This is a genomic window from Mycobacterium florentinum (assembly GCF_010730355.1).
Classification (GTDB): domain Bacteria; phylum Actinomycetota; class Actinomycetes; order Mycobacteriales; family Mycobacteriaceae; genus Mycobacterium; species Mycobacterium florentinum.
In genome coordinates this window covers 3664105-3677136 of the sequence record NZ_AP022576.1, presented here as the reverse complement: position 1 = coordinate 3677136, position 13032 = coordinate 3664105, and the positions used below count along the sequence as shown (strand labels likewise).

Genomic DNA, 13032 nt, shown 5'->3' with positions numbered 1-13032 from the left:
GAACCTACAGACTGCCACCATAGAAAGACCGGCGCGCCTATTGCCGCGTGATGGTGGGATTTTCGGCACCCGGTTGCCCCGAGCGACACCCGGTGCGGACGGGTCTGCGGGCAATGGCAGACTCTGGTGTCGTGACCAACAGCCCGATTCAGACTGCCACTGCCACACTGCACACCAACCGCGGCGACATCAAGATCGCCCTGTTTGGAAACCACGCGCCCAAGACGGTCGCCAACTTCGTTGGCCTGGCGCAGGGCACCAAGGAGTACTCGACCCAAAACGCGTCGGGCAGTCCTTCCGGTCCGTTCTACGACGGCGCGGTCTTTCACAGAGTGATCCAGGGCTTCATGATCCAGGGCGGCGACCCGACCGGTACCGGTCGCGGTGGCCCGGGCTATCAGTTCGCCGACGAGTTCCACCCCGAGTTGCAGTTCGACAAGCCCTACCTGCTCGCGATGGCCAACGCGGGCCCGGGCACCAACGGCTCGCAGTTCTTCATCACCGTCGGACAGACGCCGCACCTGAACCGTCGCCACACCATCTTCGGCGAGGTTATCGAGCCCGAGTCGCAGAAGGTGGTCGACGCGATCGCGACGACGTCCACCGACGGCAACGACCGTCCGACCGACCCGGTCGTCATCGAGTCGATCACGATCTCCTAGATCGTCTTCTGGCTACGCCGGCGCGGCGCCGTTTCGACCGGCGTAGCCGACTTCGGTAAGCGCGTCGAGCACCTCGAGCGGCTCGGTGCCGAGGTCCCACCGGGAGAACAGCACCAGGCTGTCGTCGGCCGTTTCGACCTCGAGGAAACGCACCTTGCGGCCGAGGCGACGGAACTCGGTGATCCGGATGATCTTGATGTCGGCGTGCTGGAATACCTGCGTCCGGAACCATCCCCGGATCACCAGCCCGGCGGGGGTAATTGCCAGCTTCGGGCGCGCTCGCCACGTCGCGCCCGCAAACAACAGCAGACCCACCCCGGCAATCCCCACCAGGACGCGCCCCGGCGCGTCTGTGACTACGGTCACACTGGCGATAGCCATGAAAAACCCGCCGAGGCCACAACCAGCGACTCCCGCAGCGCGCGGCTCCCACTGTGTTTGCTGCATGCGGTCCTCAGCCCCTCCCACCACTGCCGATGCAGTTATCCACATCAGCTATCAACAGTGGGGATAAATCACACGCGTGTGATTGGGTGGTCACAAGGTTGCTGGGTTAGCCGCGGATCGACCCCGAGATGAATTCATTCGGCATTTGATCTTGGTTAGTGCCAGCGCATCGTGAGCAACAAACCGGTGATCATGAAAGCGAACGCGATCGCGTAGTTCCACGGACCCAGTTCCGCCATCCAGTGCAGGGCGGTCGGTGCCTGGCTGCCGACCGCCGCCAGCTGGAACACCATCAGCCAAACGAGGCCGATCAACATCAGTCCCACGAACAGCGCGACGAACCACACGCTGGACGGGCCGACCTTCACTTTCACCGGCGTCCGGCTGACCGCGCTGACGGTGAAGTCGTTCTTCTTGCGGACCTTGGACTTGGGCATGATTACCTCGGGATCACGGTGAACGGGACGGGGTGCAACGATAGCGGTTATAGCTACACGCAGGACTTGGCTACGAGATTAACCCACCTGGCCCCCCGACCAGGAAATTGGAGACTCGATGACCCAGACCCGCCGCTCCCCGTGGCGCTTCGGTGTCCCGTTGGTTTGCTTGCTGGCCGGATTGCTGCTGGCGGCCACCCACGGAGTATCCGGCGGCGCCGAGATCCGCCGCAGCGACGCACCGCGGCTGGTCGACCTGGTGCGCGAGACGCAGGCCTCGGTGAATCGCCTCAAGGCCGAACGCGACGAACTGGCCGGCAAGATCGATTCGACGCATCTGCGATCTTCGGATGCCGCACTGGCGGCCATGCTGCGGCGCTCGGCTGAACTGGCCGCTGACGCGGACATGACTCCGGTGCACGGGCCGGGGCTGGTGGTGGCGCTCGACGACGCCCAGCGCGACGCCAACGGTCGCTTCCCGCGCGATGCGTCCCCCGACGACCTGGTGGTGCACCAGCAAGACATCCAGGCCGTCCTCAACGCCCTGTGGAGCGCCGGGGCGGAGGCGATCCAGATGCAGGATCAGCGGATCATCGCGACGTCGGTACCGCGCTGCGTGGGCAACACGCTCCTGCTCAACGGGCGTACCTACAGCCCGCCGTACACGATCACCGCTATCGGCAACGCCGCGGCCATGCAGGCGGCCCTGGCCGCCGCTCCCCTAGTGACTCTCTACAAGCAGTACGTGGTCCGGTTCGGGCTCGGCTACCACGAGGACGCCAAACCCGACGTGCAGTTGGTCGGCCACAGCGAACCGGTCCGCATGCATTTCGCGCAGCCGGCCGGCCCCGTCGGCTACTGAGGGCCCACTGAGCGGGGCCCGGGGCTCGGCAGAGCGGTAACCTGACACGATGCGGATCCTGGTTGTCGACAACTACGACAGCTTCGTGTTCAACCTCGTGCAATATCTGGGGCAACTCGGAGTCGAGGCTGACGTGTGGCGCAACGACGACCCCCGGCTTTCCGACCCCCCAGGTGGCCATGCCGCCATCGCCGCGCAGTTCGACGGTGTGCTGCTGAGCCCTGGGCCGGGCACCCCGGAACGCGCGGGCGCATCGATCGACCTGGTCCGGGCGTGCGCGGCGGCGGCCACCCCGCTGCTCGGCGTCTGCCTCGGGCACCAGGCCATCGGCGTCGCCTTCGGTGCCACCGTCGACCGCGCACCCGAACTGTTGCACGGCAAGACCAGCAGCGTCCACCACACCAATGCTGGTGTGCTGCAAGGACTTCCAGATCCGTTCACGGCGACCCGCTACCACTCGCTGACCATCCTGCCGGAATCGCTGCCGCGGGTGCTCGAGGCGACGGCCCACACCCGCAGCGGGGTCATCATGGCCGTGCGGCACACCGAGTTGCCGATCCACGGTGTGCAGTTCCACCCGGAGTCGATCCTCACCGAGGGCGGGCACCGGATGCTGGCCAACTGGCTCGCCGATTGCGGGTGGTCGCGCGACGACACCCTGATCCGCCGCCTGGAGAACGAGGTTCGTTCCGCGGTGCGGCCGCATTTCCCCGACCCGGCGGCTACTGACCGAACTTCAGCGTGATGATGCCGTCCCGGTTGACCCCGGCGCCGGCGGGCGGGTTCTGATACACCACCTTGTGGGACTGGGAGCCGCCGGCGTCGACGTCGGCGCCCTTGTCCAGCACCCCGGTCCAGCCGAGCGCGCGTAACCGTGGTTCGGCGTCGGTCCAGAACATGCCGGTCAGGTCGGGCATCAGGAACTGATTGCCCTTGGACACCTGCAGCTCGATGATCGAATCCACTGGAACCGTCTGTCCCTTGGGCGGATTGGTGCCGATCACCTCGCCGGCCGGGCGGGGGCTGTCCACCGCTGTCTGGGTGAGCTTGGTGAAGCCGTAGACCGTGAGGTTCTTCTGCGCGATGTCGACGGTCTGGCCCGCGACGTCGGGGACCTGTTTGGTCTCGGGTCCGGAGCCCACGATCACGGTGATGACGTTGGTGATCGCCGACGTCTGATTGGCGGGCGGGTTGGTGCCGATCACCTTGCCCAGCAGCTCGGGGGTCGACGGCGAGTTCGACTGCTTGAATTTGGTGAACCCGGCGGCCTTCAGCTTGCTGACCGCGTCGGAGTAACTCATCGAGGACACGTCGGGTACTTCGCGTTGCTCGGGTCCGGTCGACACGTTGATCGTGATCTCGTCGCCGGCCGCCACGGACGCGTTCGCACCGGGGTCGGTGCTGATGACGTGATCGGGTGGGATCGACGAGTCGGGCTTCTGCAGCGTGCGCGTCTTGAAGCCGCGATTCTGCAGGGCGGCAACGGCATCGGCGGATACCTGGCCGCGCATGTCGGGCACTTGCACGTCGCGGGTCGAGCCGCCGAACGTGTTGAACGCGATCACGACGACGATCGTCAGCACCGCCAGCACGGCGACCGCGACGACCCAGCGACCGACCGGACCGCCCATCCGATCGGGGTCGGTGTCGGTGAGGCGCTGGCGCGGCAGCGGGTCGGTCCGCGGATTCCCGAAGCCAGATCCCGTTGCCATCAGCGAGGTCCGCTCGGCGTCGGTGAGCACCTTCGGCGCTTCCGGCGGTTCCCCGTTGTGCACCCGAACCAGGTCGGCGCGCATCTCCGCGGCCGTCTGATAGCGGTTCTCCGGGTTCTTGGCCAACGCCTTGAGCACGACGGCGTCCAGGTCCGGGGAAATACCGGAGTGCCGCTGCGACGGTGCCGCCGGGTCTTCCCGGACATGTTGGTAGGCAACCGAAACCGGCGAATCTCCGGTGAAAGGTGGTTCCCCCGTGAGGATTTCGTACAGCACGCAGCCCAACGAGTAGACATCGGAGCGGGCGTCGACGGAATCGCCCCGGGCCTGTTCCGGCGAGAGGTATTGCGCGGTCCCGATAACGGCCGCGGTCTGGGTGACGCTATTGCCGCTGTCGGCGATCGCCCGGGCGATGCCGAAGTCCATCACCTTGACCGCATTGGTAGTGCTGATCATGATGTTCGCCGGCTTGACGTCGCGGTGGATGATGCCGTTCTGGTGGCTGAAGTTCAGGGCCTGGCAGGCGTCGGCGATGATCTCGATCGCGCGCCGCGGCGGCAGCGGTCCGTCGTTGTGCACGATGTCGCGCAGCGTGACGCCGTCGACGTACTCCATGACGATGTAGGGCAGCGGACCGGCGGGGGTTTCCGCCTCGCCGGTGTCGTAGACCGCGACGATGGCCGGGTGATTCAGCGCCGCGGCGTTCTGGGCCTCGCGACGGAAGCGCAAATAGAAACTCGGGTCGCGGGCAAGATCTGCGCGCAGCACCTTCACCGCGACGTCGCGGTGCAAGCGAACGTCGCGGGCCAAGTGAACCTCGGACATGCCGCCGAAACCGAGAATGTCGCCCAGTTCATAACGGTCGGACAGGTGTTGCGGGGTGGTCATTACGGTGTCTCGCCTCGGGCCGGCGACAGGCTGGGCGTTGAGGGGGTAGCCCAGCTCAGATCGGGTGGCCTGCTCTGCAATCCAGAATTGCTTATCGCGCCGCGATCCGTCCAATCCAGCCGCAAACTCGGCGCCGAACCGCTCGGGGTCTTGCTGGCCGGCGGGGGCCCGTTGGCCGGCGGCGTCCCGGTGTCGGTGACCGTCGGGGGCGGAGGCTGCTGCTGATTGTCGCCGCGCGAATTGATGACGATGAGCACCGCGATGATGATCGCGAGCGCGCCCAGCACCCCGGCGGCCCACAGCAGCGCGCGTTGACCCGACGAAAAGGTGCGACGGGCCGGCGGTTGGCGGCGACTCGTCGTCGGCTGGGACCGCCGCGGTGCGGCAGTGCGGGGACTGACCGCGGCGGCGGACCGGGTTTGCGGGCTCGACGGAATGGCCGCCGGCGAGGCCCGTCCGGGTGGCGGTGACTGACTGGGCCGCGGGGGACGGCGGCCGGCGCGGACCGCGGCCACGGCGTCGGCGAACGGGCCCCCGCTGCGGTAGCGCATGCCGGGGTTCTTGACCAGCGTGATCTCGATGAGTTCGCGCACATTGGGCGGAAGCTCGGGCGGCAGCGGCGGCGGGGGCTCCTTGATGTGCTTCATTGCGACCGTCAAGGCGCCGTCACCGGTGAACGGCCGCTTACCCGAAACCACTTCGTAGCCAACAACTCCCAGCGAGTAGACGTCGCTGGAGGGGGTGGCGTCGTGGCCCAGTGCCTGTTCCGGCGCGATGTATTGGGCGGTACCCATCACCATGCCGGTCTGGGTGACCGGCGCGGCGTCGACGGCCTTGGCGATACCGAAGTCGGTGATCTTCACCTGCCCCGTCGGGGTGATCAGGATGTTCCCCGGTTTGACGTCGCGGTGCACCAGCCCGGCGGCGTGCGCGATCTGCAGCGCCCGGCCCGTCTGCTCGAGCATGTCCAGCGCATGGCGCAGCGACAACCGGCCGGTGCGCTTGAGCACCGAGTTCAGCGGCTCACCATTGACCAGTTCCATCACCAGATAGGCGGTGCGACCCTCGCCGTCCATCTGGCTTTCGCCGTAGTCGTGCACAGCGGCGATGCCGGGGTGGTTGAGCATCGCGGTGGTGCGCGCCTCGGCGCGGAACCGCTCGATGAACTCGGGGTCCTGGGAGAACTCCGCCTTGAGAACCTTGACCGCGACGCGCCGCCCCAGCCGGCTGTCGACGGCCTCCCACACCTGGCCCATGCCGCCGGTGGCGATGAGGCGCTGCAGCCGGTACCTGCCGGACAGCGTCACTCCAACTCGCGGGCTCATGGGCCCCCCTGCAGTGCGGCCTTGATGACGGCCCGTCCGATCGGCGCGGCGAGCGCGCCGCCGGTTGCGGACAGGCGGTCGGCACCGTTCTCTACCAGCACCGCCACGGCAACCTTCGGCGATTGCGCGGGCGCGAATGCGATGTACCACGCGTGCGGCGGGGTGTTCCGCGGGTCGGCGCCATGCTCTGCGGTACCGGTCTTGGATGCGATCTGCACGCCGGGAATGGCCCCTTTCTGCTGTGCAGCCTTCTCGGCACCGACCATGAGCTCTGTCAGCTTAGCGGCGATCTGCGGCGATACCGCGCGACGCTGCTGATAGGGCGCAGTCGTGCTGATGTTGGCCAAATCCGGTCCCTTGAGGCTCTCGACCAGGTAGGGCTGCATCGTCACGCCGTCGTTCGCGATGGTCGCCGCGATCTCCGCGTTCTGCAGCGGGGTCAGCGCCACGTCCTTCTGCCCGATGCTAGACATCCCGAGAGCGGCGGCATCCGCGATTATCCCAACAGTCGATTCCGCCACCTGAAGCGGAATCACGCTCGGGCTGCTGTCCAGGCCGAATGAATGCGCCATGCTACGCAGGGCCTCGGACCCGGTGAGGATGCCCAGCTGGACGAATGCGGTGTTGCACGACTTGGCGAAGGCCTCGCTCAGCGAGACGGTCGGTTGGTCGCCGCACGGCGTGCCGCCGTAGTTCTCCAAGGTGGCGGTGCTGTTGGGCAGCGGGATCGTGGCCGCGGCCGTCAGCTGTTCGTCGTCCTTGGCGCCGGCCTGCAGCGCGGCCGCGGTGGTGATCACCTTGAACGTCGAACCGGGTGGGTAGGTCTCCGAGATCGCCCGGTTGGTGAGCGGGTTGTCCGGGTTGTCGCGCAGCCGCTGCCATGCCTGCGCCTGGACCTCGGGGTCGTGCGAGGAGAGCAGGTTGGGGTCATACGACGGCGAGGACACCATGGCCAGAATTTTGCCGGTGGACGGCTCCAGGGCGACCACGGCTCCCTTGCACGGCGGCCCGCCGCAGCCCTGCTGCATCGCGTCCCAGGCGGCTTGCTGCATCCGGGGGTTGATCGTGGTGTCGACATTGCCGCCGCGGGGATCGCGGCCGGTGAAGAAGTCGGCCAGCCGGCGTCCGAACAGCCGCTCGTCGGAACCGTTCAGCAGCGAGTCCTCGGCACGTTCCAGGCCGGAGCTGGAATAGCGCAACGAGTAGAAGCCGGTGATCGGCGCATACACCGCGGGGTTGGGGTACACCCGCAGGAAACGGAACCGGCTGTCGGTGGCCACCGAGTAGGCCAGCAGCTGGCCACCGGCGATGATCTGGCCGCGCTGGCGGGAGTACTCGTCGAGCAGGACCCGCTGGTTGCGTGGGTCTGCCCGCAGCCCGTCGGCGGCGAACACCTGCGTCATGGTGGCGTTGAGAAGGAGGAGCACGATCAGCGCCATCACGGTCATCGAGATCCGGCGGAGAGAGGTGTTCATACCTTCTGAATCACCTCGGTGCCGGCCGCCGCGAGCGGCGACGTGTCGCGCGTGCGGGATCGCAACGGGCGTCGAGCGCTATGCGAGATGCGCGCCAGGATGGCCAACAGCACGTAGTTGGCCAGCAGTGAGGATCCGCCGTAGGACATCCACGGTGTGGTCAGTCCGGTCAGCGGAATCAGTTGGGTGACACCGCCGACGACGATGAACAGCTGGATCGCCAGCGTCGAGGCCAGACCGGCGGCCAACAGCTTGCCGAAGCTGTCTCGTGTCGCGATCGCCGTACGCATGCCCCGGACGATGACGATGGTGTACAGAATCAGGATGCTGGCCAGCCCGACCAGTCCGAGCTCTTCACCGAACGCGGCGATGATGAAATCGGTGGACGCGGCCGGCACTGTGTCGGGTTGGCCGTTGCCCAGACCGGTGCCGAAGATGCCTCCGGTAGCAAAGCTGAACAGTGACTGCACGATTTGATAACCGCTGCCGTCGGGGTCGGAGAACGGGTCCCACCACATCTGCACGCGGGTCCGCACATGCGCGAAAATGAAATACGCGACAACGCTTCCCGCGGCGAACAGCACCAGCCCGATGACGACCCAGCTGAAGCGCTGCGTGGCCAGGTAGACGACTACCAGAAACGACGCGTAGAGCAGTAGCGAAGTGCCGAGGTCTTTTTCGAAGACCATGACACCGATCGAGATCACCCACGCCGCCAACAGCGGCGCGAGGTCCCGCGGGCGGGGCAGGGTCATCCCCATCAGGTGCTTGCCGACACTGGTGAACAGGCCGCGCTTGGCCACCAGCACCGCGGAGAAGAAGATCAGCAGCAGAATCTTGGAGAACTCGGCGGGCTGAATTGAGAAGCCCGGCAGGCGAATCCAGATCTTGGCGCCGTTCTGCTCCGACAGTGCGGCCGGCAGGATGGCGGGTACGGCCAAGAAGACAAGCCCGGTGAGTCCAAAGATGTAGCCGTAGCGCGCGAGCTGCCGGTGGTCTTTGAGGAAGGTGACGACGAGTGCGAACGCGGCGACGCTGACCAGGGTCCACAGCAGCTGCTGGGCTGCGCTGGGGTGACGACCGTTGAACTCGTTGCCGACAAGGTCGAGCCGGTGGATCATCACCAAGCCAAGTCCGTTGAGCAGCGCCACAATTGGCAGCAGCAACGGGTCGGTGTAGGGGGCGAAGCGCCTAACGGCCAGGTGTGCGCCTCCGAACAAGGCCAGAAAGCCCAGCCCGTAACTGGCCACGCCCCAGCCCAGGCCGCGTGCCTGGTTGGCGTCGACGATCAGCAACGCGGCGACGGTGATCAGCGCGGCGAAGCACAACAACAGCAGCTCGGAGTTGCGCCGAGTCGGCAGCGATGGCGCGAGCGTGACCGGCGGTTGGACCTGTGTGGTCATGCAGCCGCCCGGCAGTCGATGCCCGGCTGAGGTGGGAGTGGCGGGAGCGTAGTCACCGTCTGGGGAGGAGTCGTGGGCGACGTGGTCGCGGGCGCTGCTGGAGTGGTGCTGGCGGGGCTGGGGCTTGCCGGCGTGCTGGTGGGTGGGGTGCCGCTGGAAGGGGCGGGGGGCGCGGTGGCGCTCGGCGGTGTCGTCGCGCTGGTCGCCGGGCTCGGTGGAGCCGGGGGCGAGGTCGCTCGGGGTGGCGGGCAGGGCGGCAGGAGGTTGTTGGCCGACAATTCCTTCAGCTGGGATTCGGCCTCGTCGAGAGTCCCGGCCGGAAGCCCGGCCAACACTTGTGCGCGTGCGGCAGGCCGCAGATCCTGCAATTGCATGAGCCGGCAGTCGAGGTGGCCACCGGATTGGCTGAAGCCGATGATCGACAAGTCGTTGCGTGCGTTGAGACAGCCCACCAAATAGGGTTCGTGCAGAGACATGCCCAGCAGCGAGCCCTGAATTCCCCGCATGATCGACACCATGCCGTTGTATTCGGCGACGTAATAGTTGCTCCGGATGATGGCCCGCCCGATGGCCAGGCCGGTGAGTGCCAGCAGAACCACTAGGGTGGCGACGATAAACGTCCGCCGCCATGCGAAGCGGGGACGCGGGACCGGCTCCTCTTGTGGCACAACACGTTTGGCGGCTTCTTTACGTGCGCCGATGGCAGAAGCCCGGCCTGCCGAGGTGTTGGGCAACGTCAGCTGGTCTTCTTCACCGGATACCGCGCCGGCGAGAATCGGCTGGGTCTGGCCGTAGTCGTAGTCGACGACGTCGGCGACCACGACCGTCACGTTGTCGGGACCGCCGCCGCGCAACGCCAATTCGATGAGACGGTAAGCGCTTTCGGCAACGTCGGGAATCTGCAGAGCCTCGGCGATCGTCTCGTCGCTGACCGGATCGGACAGCCCGTCCGAGCAGAGCAGGTAGCGATCACCCGCACGTGCTTCGCGCATGGTCAAAGTGGGCTCGACCTCGTGGCCGGTCAGCGCCCGCATGATCAGCGACCGCTGCGGGTGGCTGTGCGCCTCCTCCTTGGTGATGCGCCCCTCGTCGACCAGGGTTTGGACGAAGGTGTCGTCCTTGGTGATCTGGGCCAGCTCGCCGTCGCGGAAGAGGTACCCGCGCGAGTCCCCGATGTGCACCAATCCAAGACGGTTGCCCGCGAACAGGATTGCGGTCAGCGTGGTGCCCATCCCTTCGAGGTCGGGCTCCATCTCCACCTGTGCGGCGATGGCCGAATTGCCGGCACGCACCGCCGTATCGAGCTTGGCGAGCAAGTCGCCACCGGGTTCGTCGTCGTCGAGGTGAGCCAACGCGGCGATCACCAACTGGGACGCCACCTCGCCGGCCGCGTGGCCGCCCATGCCGTCGGCCAGGGCCAGAAGTCGAGCGCCGGCATAGACCGAGTCTTCGTTATTGGCGCGTACCAGGCCGCGATCGCTGCGGGCGGCATATCGCAGGACCAGGGTCACGGGCGCAACTCGATTGCCGTCTTGCCGATCCGAATCGGCGCTCCGATTGGAACTCGTACCGCAGTGGTCACCTTCGCCCTGTCAAGGTAAGTGCCGTTGGTCGATCCTAGATCCTCGACGTACCATTCCGAGCCGCGCTGAGACAGCCGGGCGTGCCGCGTCGAGGCGTAGTCATCGGTCAGTACCAGCGTCGAGTCGTCCGCACGTCCGATCAACACCGGCTGCCCGCTGAGCGTGATGCGTGCACCTGCCAGCGCTCCTTCGGTCACCACCAGATAGCGGGCGGCATGGCCGCGCTGGCGGGATGGCAGCAACGTGCCGCGCAACACCAAACCGCGGCGCACCATGACCGCACCGGTCGGTGCGTAGATGTCAGTCTTCAAGATCCGGAGGACGGACCAGATGAACACCCATAACAGCATTAAAAATCCGGCACGCGTCAGCTGCAGTACCAGTCCCTGCATCTGGCGTCCTTTCCGTCCTGGCGCCGCACCTCATGAAACCAAGCAACGTCACGATACTTGGAGGGCGGTCGACGCGGGGCGAAGCACGGCAGCTTGTGCCCGGTGCGTTCAGTGGATCCGAACGATGATCTCCGAGTGGCCCAAACGGATCACGTCGCCATCGGCCAACTGCCACTCCTGTACCGGCGCATTGTTCACCGTCGTGCCGTTCGTGGAGTTGAGGTCGGACAGCAGCGCGACCTGTCCATCCCAGCGGATTTCCAGGTGGCGCCGTGACACACCGGTGTCGGGCAACCGGAATTGGGCGTCTTGTCCGCGACCGACGATGTTGGAGCCGTCGCGCAGCTGGTACGTCCGGCCGCTGCCGTCGTCGAGCTGCAGCGTGACCGCCGCTCCGGCGGACCCATAACCGCCCTGCCCGTAGCCGCCGTAGCCGCCGCCGGCCTGCTGGCCATAGTCGGCCTGTTGGCCGTACTCGCCGCCTTGTTGGCCGTACTCGCCCGGCTGTCCGTATTCGTAGTCGCGGTGGGCGGTCTCGGGGTATCCGGCACCGGCCCCCGGGCCGTACCCGCCGGGCGGGACGTTCTCCGCGTACTGGGTGTAGTCCCCGCCGCCATACTCCTGCTGGCCGCCGTAGCCCGGGGCGCCTTGCTGATAACCCTGGTCGTATCCGCCACCCTGCTCGGGATAGGACGGCCGCTGCGGTTCGGGCGCGGCCGGGGGTGCGTAGCCGCCTTCTTCGGGACGAGCGGGCCCGCGACCGTATTCGCCGTAACCGCCGCCGTAGCCCGGCTGGCCGGCGCCGGGCTGCTGCCCGCCGCCGGGTTGGCCATAGCCGCCGCCCGGGCGGTAGCCCTGGTCGTAACCTTGCCCGCCCTGGTCGTAGCCCTGGCCGCCCTGGTCGTAGCCCTGACCGCCATAGCCGCCACCGGCGGGCGGACGTTGCTCATATGACGGCGGGTAGCCGCCCTGACCCTGGTCGGGGTAGCCGCGACCCTGATCTTGGTAGCCGCCCTGGCCCGGGTAGCCACCCTGCGGCGGGTAGCCGCCCTGTTCGGGGTAGCCACCCTGCGGCGGGTAGCCGCCCTGTTCGGGGTAGCCGCCGCGCTGATCTTGGTAGCCGCCCTGCTCGGGAGGGCGAGGCGGCTGGTATCCGCCCTGGGGTGGGTAGCCGCCCTGCTCCGGCGGGTACCCCGCGCGAGGGTCGGGTCCGCCTTGCGGCTCCTGGCCGGCACGTGGGTCGTCCTGCGGACGTCCGTAACGCTCGTCGTAATACTCGTCGCCGGGACGCCCCTGCCCCTGACCGCGGTAGCTCGAGTTGTCAGTCATTGGTGCTACTCCTGGTTCTGCGCTGAACGCCTGATTTGATTGTGGCGGGGCGGGTTCATTGACCTTCGGGCGGGGCTCGACATCGGGGTTGACAGCGCCGCGGGCGCGAAACTGTCCGGTATGCAGGTTCGGCAGCTGCTCGAACCGAACGACGACATCACCATACGTTTCCCACCCCTGTTCATGGATGTAGTCGGCCAGGTATCTACCGAAACCACTCGACGTCAGATCCGGATCGGCGCCCACCTTCTCGAAGTCGTGCACACCGAGGGTAATGACGTATTCGTTGGGCGCCAAAAGGTGGTTTCCGCCAAGCGGCTGCAGGCCGTCCTCGGCTTCACGGCGCAGTAACGCCTCAACCTCTTGGGGGACAATCGATCCCCCGAACATTCGGGCAAATGCATCGCCGACGGTCGACTCGAGCTTGCGCTCGATCCGGGCAGCCAGCCCCCTTTGGCTACCCATGCCTCAGCGCTCGCCCGCACTTGTCGCGGTAAATCGCCGGCGCAAGGCAAAC

Annotated in this window: 12 protein-coding genes; 3 read left to right on the top strand and 9 right to left on the bottom strand. The window is 67.0% G+C overall.

Annotation, left to right across the window (positions count from 1 at the left end; translation table 11 throughout):
* Window positions 1-113: 113 nt before the first annotated feature.
* Window positions 114-662: a peptidylprolyl isomerase gene (locus tag G6N55_RS17425; protein ID WP_085219578.1), complete on the top strand. Its 549-nt coding sequence runs from the start codon at window positions 114-116 to the stop codon at window positions 660-662.
* 12 nt (window positions 663-674) lie between these two features.
* Here G6N55_RS17425 and G6N55_RS17420 read toward each other — a convergent pair whose 3' ends face one another.
* Both G6N55_RS17420 and crgA read right to left on the bottom strand, forming a co-directional pair.
* Complete coding sequence (locus tag G6N55_RS17420; protein ID WP_085219491.1) at window positions 675-1109, bottom strand: PH domain-containing protein; 435 nt, start codon at window positions 1107-1109, stop codon at window positions 675-677.
* 155 nt (window positions 1110-1264) lie between these two features.
* Complete coding sequence (crgA, locus tag G6N55_RS17415) at window positions 1265-1546, bottom strand: cell division protein CrgA (protein ID WP_069401009.1); 282 nt, start codon at window positions 1544-1546, stop codon at window positions 1265-1267.
* 118 nt (window positions 1547-1664) lie between these two features.
* On the opposite strand from crgA, the gene G6N55_RS17410 reads away from it, so the two are divergent.
* Both G6N55_RS17410 and G6N55_RS17405 read left to right on the top strand, forming a co-directional pair.
* A complete protein-coding gene (locus G6N55_RS17410; protein ID WP_085219489.1) occupies window positions 1665-2408 on the top strand; it encodes a DUF881 domain-containing protein in 744 nt (247 codons plus the stop codon).
* 49 nt (window positions 2409-2457) lie between these two features.
* A complete protein-coding gene (locus tag G6N55_RS17405) occupies window positions 2458-3153 on the top strand; it encodes an aminodeoxychorismate/anthranilate synthase component II (RefSeq protein WP_085219487.1) in 696 nt (231 codons plus the stop codon).
* Here G6N55_RS17405 and pknB read toward each other — a convergent pair.
* The 7 genes from pknB to G6N55_RS17370 form a co-directional block, all read right to left on the bottom strand.
* The gene (gene pknB / locus G6N55_RS17400; protein ID WP_085219485.1) at window positions 3131-5008 is read right to left on the bottom strand and encodes a Stk1 family PASTA domain-containing Ser/Thr kinase; all 1878 of its coding nucleotides are present in this window, start codon (window positions 5006-5008) and stop codon (window positions 3131-3133) included. The genes G6N55_RS17405 and pknB overlap by 23 nt on opposite strands.
* Window positions 5008-6333, bottom strand: coding sequence for a serine/threonine-protein kinase (locus G6N55_RS17395; protein WP_085219483.1), 1326 nt, complete (start codon window positions 6331-6333; stop codon window positions 5008-5010). The genes pknB and G6N55_RS17395 overlap by 1 nt, the downstream gene beginning before the upstream one ends.
* Window positions 6330-7808 (bottom strand): D,D-transpeptidase PbpA, encoded by a 1479-nt coding sequence (pbpA, locus tag G6N55_RS17390; protein WP_085219481.1) that lies wholly within the window; start codon window positions 7806-7808, stop codon window positions 6330-6332. Before pbpA ends, G6N55_RS17395 begins: the two co-directional genes overlap by 4 nt.
* Complete coding sequence (locus G6N55_RS17385; protein ID WP_085219479.1) at window positions 7805-9211, bottom strand: FtsW/RodA/SpoVE family cell cycle protein; 1407 nt, start codon at window positions 9209-9211, stop codon at window positions 7805-7807. Before G6N55_RS17385 ends, pbpA begins: the two co-directional genes overlap by 4 nt.
* Window positions 9208-10722 carry a PP2C family protein-serine/threonine phosphatase gene (locus G6N55_RS17380; RefSeq protein ID WP_163667382.1) on the bottom strand — a complete coding sequence of 505 codons (1515 nt, stop codon included), beginning with the start codon at window positions 10720-10722 and terminating at the stop codon, window positions 9208-9210. The genes G6N55_RS17385 and G6N55_RS17380 overlap by 4 nt, the downstream gene beginning before the upstream one ends.
* On the bottom strand, window positions 10719-11186 hold the full coding sequence (locus G6N55_RS17375; RefSeq protein WP_085222138.1) for an FHA domain-containing protein FhaB/FipA: 468 nt from the start codon (window positions 11184-11186) through the stop codon (window positions 10719-10721). Before G6N55_RS17375 ends, G6N55_RS17380 begins: the two co-directional genes overlap by 4 nt.
* 108 nt (window positions 11187-11294) lie before the next feature.
* On the bottom strand, window positions 11295-12980 hold the full coding sequence (locus tag G6N55_RS17370) for a DUF3662 and FHA domain-containing protein (protein ID WP_085222139.1): 1686 nt from the start codon (window positions 12978-12980) through the stop codon (window positions 11295-11297).
* Between the last annotated feature and the right edge of the window lie 52 nt (window positions 12981-13032).